Origin of the sequence: Massilia sp. TS11 (assembly GCF_022012445.1) — a bacterium.
Lineage (GTDB): Bacteria > Pseudomonadota > Gammaproteobacteria > Burkholderiales > Burkholderiaceae_D > Telluria.
On the sequence record NZ_JAKLTS010000001.1, the window covers coordinates 559,380 to 574,126 of the forward strand.

At 64.7% G+C, this 14,747-nt stretch carries 18 protein-coding genes; 17 read left to right on the forward strand and 1 reads right to left on the reverse strand.

What is annotated here, in order from left to right; translation table 11 throughout:
* Positions 1 to 14: 14 nt before the first annotated feature.
* The 17 genes from nuoL (at position 15) to LZ005_RS02695 (ending at position 13,598) form a co-directional block, all read left to right on the forward strand.
* Positions 15 to 2,057, forward strand: a complete 2,043-nt coding sequence (gene nuoL / locus LZ005_RS02615; protein ID WP_237804385.1) for an NADH-quinone oxidoreductase subunit L — start codon at positions 15 to 17, stop codon at positions 2,055 to 2,057.
* A 21-nt stretch (positions 2,058 to 2,078) separates the two neighbouring features.
* On the forward strand, positions 2,079 to 3,587 hold the full coding sequence (locus tag LZ005_RS02620; protein WP_237804387.1) for an NADH-quinone oxidoreductase subunit M: 1,509 nt from the start codon (positions 2,079 to 2,081) through the stop codon (positions 3,585 to 3,587).
* 21 nt (positions 3,588 to 3,608) lie between these two features.
* A complete protein-coding gene (nuoN, locus tag LZ005_RS02625; RefSeq protein WP_237804389.1) occupies positions 3,609 to 5,093 on the forward strand; it encodes an NADH-quinone oxidoreductase subunit NuoN in 1,485 nt (494 codons plus the stop codon).
* On the forward strand, positions 5,093 to 5,395 hold the full coding sequence (locus LZ005_RS02630) for a DUF2818 family protein (protein WP_237804391.1): 303 nt from the start codon (positions 5,093 to 5,095) through the stop codon (positions 5,393 to 5,395). Before nuoN ends, LZ005_RS02630 begins: the two co-directional genes overlap by 1 nt.
* Before the next feature lie 20 nt (positions 5,396 to 5,415).
* Positions 5,416 to 5,964, forward strand: a complete 549-nt coding sequence (locus LZ005_RS02635) for an NUDIX domain-containing protein (RefSeq protein WP_237804393.1) — start codon at positions 5,416 to 5,418, stop codon at positions 5,962 to 5,964.
* Entirely contained in the window at positions 5,961 to 6,656 is a 696-nt protein-coding gene (locus LZ005_RS02640) for a hypothetical protein (protein ID WP_237804395.1), read from the forward strand. The genes LZ005_RS02635 and LZ005_RS02640 overlap by 4 nt, the downstream gene beginning before the upstream one ends.
* Positions 6,653 to 7,345 (forward strand): 2-C-methyl-D-erythritol 4-phosphate cytidylyltransferase, encoded by a 693-nt coding sequence (gene ispD, locus LZ005_RS02645; protein ID WP_237804397.1) that lies wholly within the window; start codon positions 6,653 to 6,655, stop codon positions 7,343 to 7,345. The genes LZ005_RS02640 and ispD overlap by 4 nt, the downstream gene beginning before the upstream one ends.
* A 15-nt stretch (positions 7,346 to 7,360) precedes the next feature.
* Positions 7,361 to 7,876 carry a 2-C-methyl-D-erythritol 2,4-cyclodiphosphate synthase gene (ispF, locus tag LZ005_RS02650; RefSeq protein ID WP_237804399.1) on the forward strand — a complete coding sequence of 172 codons (516 nt, stop codon included), beginning with the start codon at positions 7,361 to 7,363 and terminating at the stop codon, positions 7,874 to 7,876.
* 51 nt (positions 7,877 to 7,927) lie between these two features.
* Positions 7,928 to 8,845 (forward strand): alpha/beta fold hydrolase, encoded by a 918-nt coding sequence (locus tag LZ005_RS02655; protein WP_237804400.1) that lies wholly within the window; start codon positions 7,928 to 7,930, stop codon positions 8,843 to 8,845.
* A gap of 288 nt (positions 8,846 to 9,133) precedes the next feature.
* Complete coding sequence (locus LZ005_RS02660; RefSeq protein WP_237804402.1) at positions 9,134 to 9,553, forward strand: MarR family winged helix-turn-helix transcriptional regulator; 420 nt, start codon at positions 9,134 to 9,136, stop codon at positions 9,551 to 9,553.
* Complete coding sequence (locus LZ005_RS02665) at positions 9,537 to 10,769, forward strand: MFS transporter (protein ID WP_237804404.1); 1,233 nt, start codon at positions 9,537 to 9,539, stop codon at positions 10,767 to 10,769. Before LZ005_RS02660 ends, LZ005_RS02665 begins: the two co-directional genes overlap by 17 nt.
* 2 nt (positions 10,770 to 10,771) lie before the next feature.
* Positions 10,772 to 11,074, forward strand: coding sequence for a hypothetical protein (locus tag LZ005_RS02670; RefSeq protein WP_237804406.1), 303 nt, complete (start codon positions 10,772 to 10,774; stop codon positions 11,072 to 11,074).
* Positions 11,075 to 11,128: 54 nt separating this feature from the next.
* The gene (locus tag LZ005_RS02675; RefSeq protein WP_237804408.1) at positions 11,129 to 11,680 is read left to right on the forward strand and encodes an NADPH-dependent FMN reductase; all 552 of its coding nucleotides are present in this window, start codon (positions 11,129 to 11,131) and stop codon (positions 11,678 to 11,680) included.
* A gap of 75 nt (positions 11,681 to 11,755) precedes the next feature.
* The gene (locus tag LZ005_RS02680) at positions 11,756 to 12,163 is read left to right on the forward strand and encodes a PilZ domain-containing protein (RefSeq protein ID WP_269106460.1); all 408 of its coding nucleotides are present in this window, start codon (positions 11,756 to 11,758) and stop codon (positions 12,161 to 12,163) included.
* Positions 12,164 to 12,172: 9 nt separating this feature from the next.
* A complete protein-coding gene (locus LZ005_RS02685; protein WP_237804412.1) occupies positions 12,173 to 12,586 on the forward strand; it encodes a VOC family protein in 414 nt (137 codons plus the stop codon).
* Between the two features lie 60 nt (positions 12,587 to 12,646).
* Entirely contained in the window at positions 12,647 to 13,099 is a 453-nt protein-coding gene (locus tag LZ005_RS02690) for a MarR family winged helix-turn-helix transcriptional regulator (RefSeq protein ID WP_237804414.1), read from the forward strand.
* A 73-nt stretch (positions 13,100 to 13,172) separates the two neighbouring features.
* Positions 13,173 to 13,598, forward strand: a complete 426-nt coding sequence (locus LZ005_RS02695; RefSeq protein ID WP_237804416.1) for an organic hydroperoxide resistance protein — start codon at positions 13,173 to 13,175, stop codon at positions 13,596 to 13,598.
* Here LZ005_RS02695 and LZ005_RS02700 read toward each other — a convergent pair.
* Positions 13,595 to 14,746, reverse strand: a complete 1,152-nt coding sequence (locus LZ005_RS02700; RefSeq protein ID WP_237804418.1) for an acyltransferase family protein — start codon at positions 14,744 to 14,746, stop codon at positions 13,595 to 13,597. The genes LZ005_RS02695 and LZ005_RS02700 overlap by 4 nt on opposite strands.
* Between the last annotated feature and the right edge of the window lies 1 nt (position 14,747).

The window sequence follows — 14,747 nt, forward strand, 5'->3', positions numbered from 1 at the left end:
CGACAAGGTTTATCATGGCTGGGCTTAACCCTAACCTCCTTTTGGCAGTCCCCCTGGCGCCGCTGGCCGGCTCCGCAGTGGCGGGCCTGCTTGGCACCAAGTTCCTTGGCAACATCGTCGGTCGTAAGACCGCGACCGCTGCCACCATCCTCGGTGTGCTCGTCGCCTTCCTGATCTCGGCATCGACCTTGATGGACGTGATGGCCACGCCGGGCTTCGTGTTCAACCACACGCTGTACGAGTGGATGACCGTGGCCGGCATGAAGCTCGAGGTCGGCTTCAAGATCGACGCCCTGACGGCGATGATGATGTGCGTGGTGACCTTCGTGTCCCTGATGGTGCACATCTATACCATCGGCTACATGGCCGAGGACGAAGGCTATAACCGCTTCTTCTCGTATATCTCGCTGTTCACCTTTTCGATGCTGATGCTGGTGATGTCCAACAACTTCCTGCAGCTGTTCTTCGGCTGGGAAGCGGTGGGCCTGGTATCGTATCTGCTGATCGGCTTCTGGTACACGCGGCCGACGGCGATTTTCGCCAATATGAAGGCCTTCCTGGTCAACCGCGTCGGCGACTTCGGCTTCATCCTGGGTATTGGACTGCTGCTGGCCTTCTCGGGTTCCATGAACTACGACGAAGTGTTCGCCAAGCGCGAGCTGCTGGCCACCCTGGTGGTGCCGGCCACCGGCTGGCCGCTGCTGACGGCCGCCTGCATCTGCCTGTTCATCGGCGCCATGGGTAAATCGGCCCAGTTCCCGCTGCACGTCTGGCTGCCCGACTCGATGGAAGGCCCGACCCCGATCTCGGCCCTGATCCACGCCGCCACCATGGTGACGGCCGGTATCTTCATGGTGGCGCGCATGTCGCCCCTGTTCGAGCTGTCCGACACGGCGCTGTCGTTCGTGATCGTGATCGGCGCCATCACGGCCCTGTTCATGGGCTTCCTCGGCATCATCCAGAACGACATCAAGCGCGTGGTCGCCTACTCGACCCTGTCCCAGCTCGGCTACATGACCGTGGCCCTGGGCTGCTCGGCCTACTCGATCGCCGTGTTCCACCTGATGACCCACGCCTTCTTCAAGGCCCTGCTGTTCCTCGGCGCCGGCTCGGTCATCATCGGCATGCACCACGACCAGGACATCCGCAATATGGGCGGCCTGCGCAAGTACATGCCGATCACCTGGATCACTTCGCTGCTGGGCTCGCTGGCCCTGATCGGCACCCCGTTCCTGTCGGGTTTCTACTCGAAGGATTCGATCATCGAAGCGACCGCCGCCACCCACATCGCCGGCGCTGGCTTCGCCCACTTCGCCGTGCTGGCCGGCGTGTTCGTGACCGCCTTCTACTCGTTCCGCATGTACTTCCTGGTGTTCCACGGGGAAGAGCGCTTCGGCAAGGCCCACGACGACCACGGCCATGGCCATGACGACCACCATGACGACGAGCACCACCACGGCCTGGCCCCGGGCCAGAAGCCGCACGAGTCGCCGTTCGTGGTCTGGTTCCCGCTGGTGATGCTGGCCATCCCCTCGGTGATCATCGGCTTCCTGACGATCGAACCGATGCTGTTCGGCGACTACTTCAAGAACGTGATCTTCGTCGGTGAGAACCACCACGCCATGCACGAGCTGAAAGAAGAATTCCACGGCCCGGTGGCCATGGCCATCCACGCCTTCACCTCGGTGCCGTTCTTCCTGGCGCTGGCCGGTGTGGTGGCAGCCTACTACTGCTACATGGTCAACCCGAAAGTGCCGGAAGCCTTCTACAAGGCGCTCAAGCCGATCCATACTCTGCTGGACAACAAGTATTACATGGATAAGTTCAACGAGACCGTGTTCGCCGGCGGCGCCCGCCTGCTGGGCCGCGGTCTGTGGAACGTCGGCGATCGCGGCCTCATCGATGGTCTGATCGTCAATGGCAGCGCCAAGCTCGTCGGCTGGTTCGCGAGCGTGGTGCGGGTGGTGCAGACCGGCTACATCTATCACTACGCGTTTGTGATGATCCTCGGTGTCCTGGGCTTCCTGATCTATTTCCTGCCGTTTTGGCACGCTTAATCAGACGCAAAGATAACGACAATGATGCAGTCTATGATCTCCCACTTTCCTCCGTATCTGAGCCTTGCGATCTGGGCTCCGATCCTGTTTGGCGTGCTGGTCCTGGCCCTGGGCCGCGACGAAAACCCCGGCTTCACCCGCCTGCTGTCGCTGCTGGGCGCGGTGGTCAGCCTGCTGCCGACTCTGCCGCTGATCCAGAACTTCGACAAGGCCGCGCACGGCATGCAGTTCGTCGAATCCCAGCCCTGGATCGGCCGCTTCAACATCTTCTACGCGCTCGGGATCGACGGTATCTCGCTGTGGTTCATCCCGCTGACGGCCTTCATCACGGTGATCGTGGTGATCTCGGCCTGGCAGGTGATCGAGGAGCGCATCGCCCAGTACATGGGCAGCTTCCTGATCCTGTCCGGCCTGATGATCGGCGTGTTCTCGGCCATGGACGGCCTGCTGTTCTACGTGTTCTTCGAAGCCACCCTGATCCCGATGTACATCATCATCGGCGTGTACGGCGGCCCGAACCGCGTGTATGCGGCCTTCAAGTTCTTCCTGTACACCCTGATGGGTTCGCTGCTGACCCTGATCGCCATCATCTACCTGTACAACAAGGCCAACGGCTCCTTCGACATCCTGGCCTGGCACAAGCTGCCGCTGTCGATGCCCGAGCAGATTGCGATCTTCTTCGCCTTCCTGATGGCCTTTGCCGTCAAGGTGCCGATGTGGCCGGTGCACACCTGGCTGCCGGACGCCCACGTGGAAGCGCCGACCGGCGGTTCGGTGGTGCTGGCCGCCATCATGCTGAAGCTGGGCGCCTACGGTTTCCTGCGTTTCTCGCTGCCCATCGTGCCGGACGCTTCGCATTATCTGTCGGGCTTCATCATCACGATCTCGCTGGTGGCCGTCATCTACATCGGTCTGGTCGCCCTGGTGCAGGCCGACATGAAGAAACTGGTCGCTTATTCGTCGATCGCCCACATGGGCTTCGTGACGCTCGGCTTCTTCGTGTTTAACGACATGGCCGTGCAGGGCGCCATCGTGCAGATGATCTCGCACGGCTTCATCTCGGGCGCGATGTTCCTGTGTATCGGCGTGCTGTACGACCGCATGCACTCGCGTCAGATCGCCGATTACGGCGGCGTGATCAACCGCATGCCCAAGTTCGCCGCCTTCTTCGTGCTGTTCTCGATGGCCAACTGCGGCCTGCCGGCCACCTCCGGCTTTGTCGGCGAATTCATGGTCATCCTGGGCGCCGTCAAGTTCGACTTCTGGATCGGCTTCCTGGCCGCCACCGCCCTGATCTTCGGCGCCGCCTACTCGCTGTGGATGGTCAAGCGCGTGGTGTTCGGCGCCATCGGCAACGAGCACGTGGCCGAACTGAGCGACATTAACAAGCGCGAATTCTTCATGTTCGTGCTGCTGGCCGTGGCCGTGCTGTACATGGGCCTGTATCCGGCCCCGTTCACCGACACGATGCAGACCTCGGTGGCCGACCTGCTCAAGCATGTCTCCGTGAGCAAGCTGCCTGTCCACTAAGAGAGACCACTCGGAATAACGATGAATACGATTAACTTCATTCCGGCCTACGCTGAAATCTTCGTCACGGTCGCGGCCTGCGCGATCCTGCTGGTCGACATGTTCCTGTCGGATGCCAAGCGTTCGCTCACCTATGTGCTCTCGCTGCTGACTCTGGCCGGCGCGGCCGTGTTCAGCTACCAGGCCTATGCGGCCGGCGGCACCGTCTACACGTTCAACAATATGTTCGTGCTCGACGCCATGGCCAACCTGCTCAAGCTGTTCACCTACCTGAGCATGGGCATCACCCTCGTGTATGCGCGCCAGTACGCGACCGACCGCGGCATGCTGTCGGGTAATCTGGGCGGCGAGTTCTATGTGCTGGCCCTGTTCTCGATGCTCGGCCAGATGGTCATGATCTCGGGGAATAACTTCCTCTCGATCTACCTCGGTCTGGAACTGATGTCGCTGTCGCTGTATGCGCTGGTGGCCCTGCGCCGCGATCACGCCGTCTCGACCGAAGCGGCGATGAAATACTTCATCCTCGGCGCCCTGGCCTCGGGCATGCTGCTGTACGGTATCTCGATGCTGTACGGCGCCACCGGTTCGCTCGACCTGCAGAAGGTGGCCCAGGCCGCCTACGCCGGCGCGATCAAGCCGACCATCCTGGTGTTCGGCATTGTGTTCCTGGTCGCCGGTCTGGCCTTCAAACTTGGCGTCGTGCCTTTCCACATGTGGGTGCCCGACGTCTATCAAGGCGCGCCGACGGCCGTGACCCTGCTGCTGGGCGGTGCGCCCAAGCTGGCTGCGTTTGCCATCTGCATCCGTCTGCTGGTCGAAGGGCTGATGCCGCTGGCCCTGCACTGGCAGCAGATGCTGGTCGTGCTGGCCGTGCTGTCGCTGGCGATCGGTAACCTGACCGCCATCGCCCAGTCGAATCTGAAGCGCATGCTGGCCTATTCGACGATCGCCCAGATGGGCTTCGTGCTGCTCGGTCTGGCTTCGGGCGTGGTCGGCATCTCGAATGCCAACGCGGTCGACGCCTATGGTTCGGCGATGTTCTATGCGATCACCTATGTGCTGACCACGCTGGCCTCGTTCGGCCTGATCATGCTGCTGGCACGCGCCGGTTTCGAAGCCGACGAACTGGCCGACTTCAAGGGCCTGTCCAAGCGCAATCCCTGGTTCGCCCTGATGATGACGGTGGTGATGTTCTCGCTGGCCGGTATCCCGCCGCTGGTGGGCTTCTGGTCCAAGCTGGCCGTGCTGCAGGCCGTCGTCAACACCCAGCAGGTGTGGCTGGCCGTCCTGGCCGTGCTGTTCTCGCTGATCGGCGCCTTCTACTACCTGCGCGTGGTGAAGTGCATCTGGTTCGATGAGCCGGCTGACCAGAACGCGATCGGCGTGCCGGGCGACATGCGCTTCGTGCTGTCGATCAATGGCCTCGGCCTGCTCGTGCTGGGCCTGTTCCCGGGTCCGCTGCTCAACGCCTGTAGCGCCGCCATCGCCCGCATGCTGTCGGCCTGATGGACGTATCTTCTGCAAGCTGGTTGGTGATCATCAGCGCCCTGGTGGCCGCCAACCTGCCTTTCCTCGATGGCGTCGTGCTCGGCGTCATCCCTTTCAAGCGCAGCAAACCCTTCTTTCTGCGCCTGCTCGAAGCGACTGTTCTATACTTCGCCATCGGGGGCCTGGCCCGTCTGCTCGAGGGCCAGATCGGCACCGTGTTCAGCCAGAACTGGGAGTTCTACGCGGTCACGGCCTGCCTGTTCCTCGTGCTCGGTTTCCCCGGCTTCGTGCTGCGCTATCTGCGCCGCCGCGCCGCCTGATTCACCCACCTGGAGTTCGCATGGATCTGACCGAATCCCGGATCGACGGGACGATCGCCTATGAGGGCCATTTCCTGAAAGTGGCCAAGGACCGCATCCGCCTGCCCGATGGCAGCGAGGCCCAGCGCGAGTACATCCTGCATCCGGGCGCGGTGGTGGTGCTGCCCGTGTTCGAGGACGGGCGCGTGCTGATGGAGCGCCAATACCGCTATCCGCTGCGGCGCAGTTTTATCGAATTCCCGGCCGGGAAGATCGACGCCGGCGAAAGCGACCTCGTTTGCGCCCAGCGCGAGCTGCAGGAGGAAACCGGCTACACGGCCAGCCAGTGGCAGCATGTGTGCACAATCCACAATGCGATCGCCTATTCGGACGAGCGGCTCGAGCTGTTTCTGGCGCGCGGGCTGACCGCCGGCACGCCGCGGCTCGACGAAGGCGAATTCCTCGAAACCTATACCGCCACCGTGCCCGAACTGCTGGCCCAGGTGCGCGCCGGCCAGATCACCGATGTGAAGACCGTCATCGGCATTTTCTGGCTCGACAAACTGGCGGCCGGGAACTGGTCGCTGTGAAATGGCTTGCGCTGCTGCTGGCCGCGTGCTGCATGGCACCGGCCTGGGCGGCGCGCACGCCGTTTCAGGCGCGCTGCGAAGACAGCATCAGCAAGACCATCAGCGTGCTCAATGTGCGCCAGAACGGTTATTCGATCGACACCAGCCAGTCGTTTCGCACGCTCGGCCAGATGCACGGGCCGGACGCGCGCCATCCGTATGTGCTGGGCCTGACGCGGGCCGAGTCGCGCGTGGCCGTGAATGTCGACGGCCCCATCCTCTACGACAGCCTCAGTGGCTACGAATGTGTGGCCCCGCACATCGAGGTCTCGCTGTTCTATGTTCCAATCATTGTCTACGTGGGGCGCGAGTTCGCGCCGGGCAGTTGTGCCTACAAAGAAATACTTGCCCACGAAATGCGGCACCTCAACACCTATTTCGACTATTTGCCGAAAGTGGAGGCAGTCGTCCGCGCGGCCCTGTCCCGCCGTTTTGAGGGCAAGCCGCTGTACGCGCCGGCCGGGCAGGCCAAGGCCCTGCTGGCGCACGAAATCGATACCGGCTGGATCCCGTACATCAAGGCCGAACTGGCCAAGGTCGAGACCCTGCAGGCCGCCATCGATTCGCCGGCCGAGTATGAGCGCCTGAGCAAAGTTTGCCAAGGTGAGGTACAGTTAATTCTCCATAGCGCGACCACCAAGAGCCGTCCATGAGCAGCCCCGCCGCCCGTTATTTCGCCCTGATTCCGGCCGCTGGCGTCGGTGCGCGCATGGGCAGTGAGCTGCCCAAGCAATACCTGCCCGTGCTCGGCGAGCCGATGCTGCGCCGGACCGTGCAGGCCTTCCTGGCCAGCCCCTACATTGCCCACACCTATGTGGTGGTCAGTCCCGAGGACCCGTATATCGCCAGCGCCTTGCCGGACGGTGCCGTCAGTCTGCTGCGCTGTGGCGGGGCCAGCCGGCTCGAGTCGGTGCGCAATGGCCTGGCCGTGCTGGCGGAAACGCTCGGCCCGGCCGACTGGGTGCTCGTGCACGATGCCGCGCGTCCCGGCCTGACCCCGGGCCTGATCGCCCACCTGATTGAACGTGTCGGCGACGACCCGGTCGGCGGCCTGCTGGCTCTGCCCGTGGTCGACACCGTCAAACGCGCCGCCGACGGCGTGGCCGCGGCGACCGTGCCGCGCGCCGGCCTGTGGCTGGCCCAGACCCCGCAAATGTTCCGCTACCAGCTGCTGTGCCAGGCGCTGGCCGCCGCCACCGACCCCGAGGCCGTCACCGACGACGCCAGCGCGGTCGAGGCGCTCGGCCACGCGCCGCGCCTGGTCGAAGGACATCCCCGTAATCTGAAAGTGACGCTGCCGGCAGATCTGCGTATCGCCGAAATGTATCTGGCCGCGCCGTAACGCATTGGTGACACCATGGCTCTGACTTCCTACAACCCGACCCCGCCGCTGCGCATTGGCCAAGGCTACGACTGCCACGCCCTGGTCGAAGGGCGCAAGCTGATCATTGGCGGCGTCAGCATTCCCCATAAAACCGGCCTGTTCGGCCATTCCGATGCCGACGTGCTGCTGCACGCCATCATCGACGCCCTCATCGGCGCGGCCGGCCTGGGCGACATCGGCAAGCATTTTCCCGACACCGACCCGATGTTCGCCGGGGCCGATTCGCGCGTGCTGCTGCGCGAGGCGGCCAACCGCGTCGTCGCGACCGGCTACCTGATCGGCAATATCGACGCCACCATCATCGCCCAGGCGCCCAAGATGGCGCCGCATATTCCGCAGATGGTCTCGCGCATCGCCGAGGACATCGGCGTCTCGCCGGCCCAGGTCAATATCAAGGCCAAGACCAACGAAAAACTCGGCTACCTCGGGCGCGAGGAGGGCATCGCCGCCGAGGCCGTGGCCCTGTTGCTGCGTAATCCCAACGCTTGACGGCGCCCGGCGGGCGTTGGATGATGGCTGTTCCACATCTCAGGAGCAGTCATGTCCATCCTACTTGCCGTGGCCGTGCTGGCCGCCGGGCTGGCCGTGTGGAGCCGGCTCGCCCCCGAGGCTTGGTACCGGGCCGGAATCCAGCTCGAGCGCCGCCTGTCCGGCCTGCGCAGCGAGGCGGCCGTGGTCGAAGGCCTGCGCATCCCGTATTGCACGGGCGGGCAGGGCGAGCCGCTGCTGCTGATCCACGGTTTCGCCGGCGACCGCGATAACTTCACCCGCATCGCCCGCTATCTGACCCCGCACTACCGCCTGATCATTCCCGATCTGCCCGGATTCGGCGAGGCCGCCCGCGCGCCCGAGGCCGGATACATGATGACTGACCAGGTGCGCCGCCTGCACGGGCTGCTGACCCAGCTCGGCATCGGCCACGTGCATGTGGGCGGCAACAGCATGGGCGGCTTCCTGGCGGCGCAATATGCGGCCACCCACCCCGAGCTGGTGCGCAGCGTCTGGCTGCTCGATCCGGCCGGCACCCTGAAGGCATACGATCAGCCCCTGATCCACCACTACGAAGCGACGGGCGAGATGCCGCTGCTGCTGCAGGACCCCAGGCAGTTCGACACCCTGATCGATGCGACCACGACCGTGCGCCCCTGGCTGCCCGGATTTGCCCGGCGCGCGCTCGGCCTGCGCGCCGCGCGCGACTACACGCTGCACTGCGAGCTGATGCGCCAGATGCGCATCTCCCCGCTGCTGGACGAGCAATTCCGCGCGATACCCGCGCCAGCGCTGGTGGTGTGGGGCGAGCAGGACCGCGTGCTCAATCCCGAGGCAGCCGGCCCGACCGCCGCCTTATTCCGGGACGCCAGCATCCGCATCATGCCCGGCATCGGCCATCTGCCGATGCTCGAGGACCCGCGCAGCACCGCCGCCGACTACCTCGCCTGGCGCCAAACCAAGTCCTAAACCCGACGAAACCCGACGGGGTCAGGTCCGGCAATCGGACATCGAAGGCACTTTTTTGCCGCCTGCTTGTCACGCGAGGCGCTTGACCGCGCTGCGCCGAAAAAGTTCTCAAATGTCCGATTGCCGGACCTGACCCCGTTTGGGATGTCTTGCGGGCGTTGACCGTGAGGCGGCGAAAAAGTTCTCAGATGTCCGATCGCCGGACCTGACCCCGTTTGTGTGTAGATACACTATAATGCTCGGATGCGTGCATCTACACCTGTTTCTGCCACCTGTACCTGTAATGCCTTGCGTAAGCTGACGCGCACGGTGTCGCGCGTGTATGACCAGCACCTGGCCGCCGCTGGGCTGAAGGTCACCCAATATTCGCTGCTGGTGAATATTGGACGCACGCCGGGGCCGCTGGCTGAGCTGGCCAACCGCCTCTCGCTCGAACGCACGACGCTCTCGCGCAATCTGAAACCCTTGCTCGATGCGGGCTGGGTCCAGGTGGTGCCGGGCGCCGATAGCCGCACCCGCATCGTCAGCCTGACCGCAGCCGGACGCGCGACCGTGTGCCATGCGCGCCGCGCCTGGGAGGCGGCCCAGGCAGCCGTCCACGCGGCCCTCGGCGCCGAGCAGGTCGCGGCCCTGCACGCTATGCTTGCTTCTTCCCTGATCCAACTGAGTCCCTTGCTTGAGGAGTCCGGCCATGCCGACCCAGACTGAAATGAGCCCGCGCGCCGCCTGGCTGCTGATCCTTGCCAGCGCTGCGATCCTGATGATCACCATGGGCGCGCGCCTGACCACGGGTCTGTTCATCTCGCCGATTAACACCTCGACCGGCCTGGGCATCGCCTCGATCAGCTTCGCCGCCGCCATCGGTCAGTTCGTCTGGGGCGCGGCGCAGCCGGTGTTCGGCGCCGTGGCCGACAAATACGGGTCGGTAAGGGTGATCATCCTCGGCGCGCTGCTGCTGGCAGCCGGCACGGCGCTGACGCCCTACATGCATTCGCAGCTCGGCCTGATCGTGACGATGGGGATCCTGTCGGCCGCCGGCGCCGGCGCAGGCAGCTTTTCGATCCTGATCGGCGCCACCGCCCAGCGCCTGCCGCCCGAACGGCGGCCGTTCGCCTCGGGCTTCATCAATGCCGGCGGCTCCTTCGGCCAGTTTGTGTTCTCGCCGCTGATGCAGGCGATTATCAGCAGCGTCAGCTGGGTGGCGGCGATGTGGACGATGGCGATCGCCACGCTGGCGACGATTCCGCTGGCCTGGCCGCTGCGCCGCCGCACAGCCGCGCCGGTGGCCGGTGCGCCGGCCGCGCCGGTCGAGGGCAAGACGCTCGGCCAGCAGGTGCGCGAGGCCCTGCGCGACCCCAGCTATCTGTACCTGCACATCGGCTTTTTCACTTGCGGCTTTCACGTTGCCTTCCTGGTCACCCACTTGCCGGGCGAGGTGCAGATCTGCGGCCTGCCGGCCTCGGTCTCGGCCACGGCCCTGGGCTTGATCGGTCTGTTTAATATCGCTGGCAGCCTGACGGCCGGGGCCCTGTCGGCGCGCTACCGCATGAAATGGCTGCTGACCGGCATCTACGCGGCGCGCGCCATCATCATCAGTCTGTACCTGATCGCGCCGAAGACGGCCACCACCTTCTACATCATGGCCTGCGCGCTCGGCTTCACCTGGCTGGCGACGGTGCCGCCGACGGCCGGCCTGGTCGGCAAGCTGTTCGGCACGCGCTACTTGGCGACCCTGTTCGGCCTGACCTTGCTGTCGCACCAGACCGGCGGCTTTTTCGGCGCCTGGCTCGGCGGCCTGGCCGTCAGCCGCTACGGTGACTACAACTGGATGTTCTACGCCGATATCGTGCTGGCCATCCTGGCGGCCCTGATCAATGTGCCGATCCGCGAGGCCAAGGTGCTGCGCACGGCCATGGCCAGCTGAGCATGGCGCGCGAGCCCTGGCTGTATCGGGAAGTGGCGGTGCGTTCGGTGCGCGCCGCCGATGGCAGTGTGCGCCTGGCGCCGCTGCCGGGCCAGGCCTTTGCCAGCACCATGCGCGTGCACGCCGCGCGCGCCCTGTGCGATCTGGCGCGCTATCCGCTCGGCTCCTGCTTTCTGCTGCAGGCGCGCCTGACTGACCGCGGCGGTGAACCCTATCTCTACAGCTGGCACGGCGATCCGGTCCAGCTGCTGGGCGCCGAGGAGGCGGCGCGCTTTCTCGAGGCCTACCGGCGCCTGCGGGTCTGAGTTTTTCTGGCTATGATGGTGGTACACGCCACCCCATCAGAAAGGAGCTCCGCCATGGCTACGAAAAAAGTCGCTGTGTTTGTCGGCAGCCTGCGCAAGGATTCGTTCACGCGCAAGGTCGCCAAAACCCTGATCGCGCTGGCCCCGGCCTCGCTCAGTCTGGAGATCGTCGAGATCGGCGATTTGCCGCTGTACGACCAGGACCTCGACGTCAGCCCGCCGCTGGCCTACACGGAGTTCCGCAACAAGGTGGCCAGCGTCGACGCCTTCCTGTTCTGCACGCCCGAATACAACCGCTCGGTGCCGGCCGTGCTGAAAAACGCCATCGATGTCGGCTCGCGCCCCTACGGCCACAGCGTCTGGAGCGGCAAGCCGGGCGCCATCGTCTCGGTGTCGCCGGGAGCGCTGGGCGGCTTTGGCGCCAACCACCATCTGCGTCAGTCCATGGTTTTTTTGAACGTGCCCCTCATGCAGCAGCCCGAGGCTTACGTTAACCACATCGGCAACCAGTTCGATGGCGATCATCTGACCAATGAGGCCACGCGCGAGTTCCTGCAGAAGTACATTCTTGCCTTTGCGGCTTGGGTAGAACGCAACACTGATTAACATCCGGCAAAGCAGCAGGTAGAATGACTGCGAGGGAATTCCGTTTGATTCGTCGTCATTTTTACAAATCTAGCAATGTCATCAAACGGCCGGATATTTCGAACGCGCGAGACCCACAAGGGGATCCAGACCGACATCGCCTATTCCGAAAAGCGGGCGGCGACGCGGCGCCCCTTGGCGGTCAACGCGCGCCTGCACCGGGAAGGGGGCGCGAGCCTGCCGGCCCGCACGCTCGATGTCAGCAGTACCGGCATCAGCCTGCTGGTCGGGCAATCCCTGCCTTTCCATGAGCCCTGGACGATCAGCTTTGATATGTTTGTCGAGGGCCAGCCCCACGCCGTCAGCCTTCTGGCCGAAGTGCAGCAGATGATCGTCGGCTCCGACGGCGTGCGCATCGGCTTCCAGTTCAAACGCATGAGCATGGCGTCGATGATTGCCATTTCCCGCTATGTGGGCGAGGGCGCCACGCTCTGTCATTTCTGAGAGCGCAGCATGATTCAACTGCATGGTCTGGACCACCTGGTCCTGCGTGTGTCCGATGCCGACACGATGATCCGCTTTTACTGCGAGGTATTGGGCTGCCGGCTTGAACGGCGCCAGGACGATATCGGCCTGATTCAGCTGCGCGCCGGCATGTCGCTGATCGATCTGGTGCCGGTCGACGGCAAGCTCGGTCGCGCCGGCGGCGCCGCGCCCGGGCGCGAGGGGCGCAATCTCGATCACTTCTGCCTGCGCGTGGAGCGCTTCGATGAAGCGGCCATCCGCGCCCACCTGGCCGCGCATGGGGTGGCGGCCGGTCCGCTCGAGTCGCGCTATGGGGCCGAGGGCGAGGGCGTGTCGATGTACCTGGACGACCCCGAAGGCAATACCGTGGAGCTGAAAGGCCCGCCCACGCCGCTCGCATAGGCTGCGCCTATCGCCGCGATAGAAACGTATCGCTTGCTAATGTATCGTGCGCGATATAATATGCGTCTCATGCAATCGCACCCCGATCTCCTGAAACTCGATGCCCAACTGTGCTTTGCGCTGTACTCCGCGCAGCTGGGCATGAACAAGGTCTACCGCAAGGCCTTGCGGGCGCTCGGCCTGACCTATCCGCAGTATCTGGTCATGCTGGTGCTGTGGGAGCAGGACGGGCAGCGCGTCTCGGATATCTGCGCCCAGCTGTTTTTGGAGACCACCACGCTCACCCCGCTGCTCAAGCGGCTGGAGGGGCAGGGCCTGGTCAGCCGCCAGCGCAGCGCGGAAGACGAGCGCCAGGTCATCGTCAGTCTGACGCCGGCCGGGCGCGCGCTCAAGCAGCGCGCCAAGGCGGTACCGGCCTGCGTGGCGGAGGCGGTGTCGTGTTCGATGCAAGAGATTGCCGACCTGCGTGACAAGCTGCATGCCCTGCGCGGGCGCTTGTTCGCAGCCGATTAAACGCTGTATCAGTTTTTCTAATATATCGCACGCGATATAAGCGGGTGCGATATTGTCAACCAAGGAGAAAGTCATGTCGATCGAAAAAGTCCTCTACCAAGCCCACGCCCACAGCACCGGCGGCCGCGATGGCCGCACCACCGCCAGCGATGGCAAGTTCGATCTGCAGCTGAGCACCCCGCGTGAACTCGGCGGCGCCGGCGGCCCGGGCACCAATCCGGAGCAGCTGTTCGCCGCGGGCTACAGCGCCTGCTTCATCGGCGCGCTGAAGTTCGTCGCCATGCGCGACAAGCTGCCGCTGCCGGCCGATACCAGCATCGACGCCACCGTCGGCATCGGCCAGATTCCGAATGGCTTCGGGATCGAAGTCGAACTGCGCGTCAGCATGCCGGGTGTGGAGCGCGCCGTGGGTGAAACCCTGCTCGAACGCGCGCACATCGTCTGCCCCTACTCGAACGCCACGCGCGGCAATATCGACGTGCGTCTGCTGCTGGTCTAAACAGCCGGCGCCCCCAGGCCGAAGCAGGCGCGCAGCAGCGGAATGCGGCGCACCAGCGCGAACAGCGCAAAGCTCAGGCCCAGGGTCAGCACCATGATGACCACGCCCTCGATGCACGGCGCCAGGCGCACCGGCTTGAGGGCGTGCGCGATCACGACGATCAGGGTCTGGTGCGCGATATACACGGGGAACACGGCCTCGGTCAGATAGCGCCGGCGCGGGCTGTCGACATTCAGGTGGGTGCGCGCGAAACCGCAGGCCGCCACGATGGCGCTCCAGGCGCACAGCGCATACACGGCGCGCTGGATGGCGCGCACGGTGTCCGGCACATCTTTGATCAGCGCCTCCGGAATCGAAAAATAGATCACCAGCGCGGCCCAGCAGGTGAGGGCGGTGCCGAGCGCGGGCCAGCGCAGCTCGGCCATGCTCTGCCAGGCGCGCGCCTCGGTGGCCAGCAGCGCGCCGAGCATGAACAGCAGCCCATACTGGGCATGGTTATACCAGTCGTGCACCAGGTCGTGGGTGGACGGGTAGGCGCCGACCAGGGCGATGCGCGCCAGTGCCAGCGCCGCCCAGGGCAGCACCAGCATGCGCCAGCCCTGGAGCCAGCCGGCCAGGCGCGCACCCCAGGCGGCCAGGCGCGAAGTGGCCAGCAGGCCAAGCGCGCCAAACAGCATGCAGTACACCCACAGATAGGCCACGAACCACAGATGGTTCCAGGTCGGCAGCGTCAGACAATCGCTGCCGCGGCAGAAGCCATGGTAGGCGCTGAAGTACAGGCGCAGGAAGTCGCCGTAGCTGCCCGCATAGGCCACTTTTTCCACCACCTCCAGGTAGGGCTGGGGCGGCACCACCACCGCCATGCCAAACGCCAGCGGCAGCAGCAGGCGCAGACTGCGCTTGGCCATGAAGCGCGCCGCCGACAGCTTGTGCAGCAGGCAGCGCGCGGCCACGCCCGACACCAGAAACAGCAGGCCCAGTCGCCACGGCGAGGACAGCATCATCAGCGGTTCCAGCGCGTCCGAGGCGAACGGGCTTTTCACGTGCCAGTCCCAGCTCACGTAGTACATGCCGGTGTGGTAGGCGATCAGCAGGAAGAAGGCGAAAATCCGCACCCAGTCGAGAAAATACAGGCGTTGTGTGTTCATG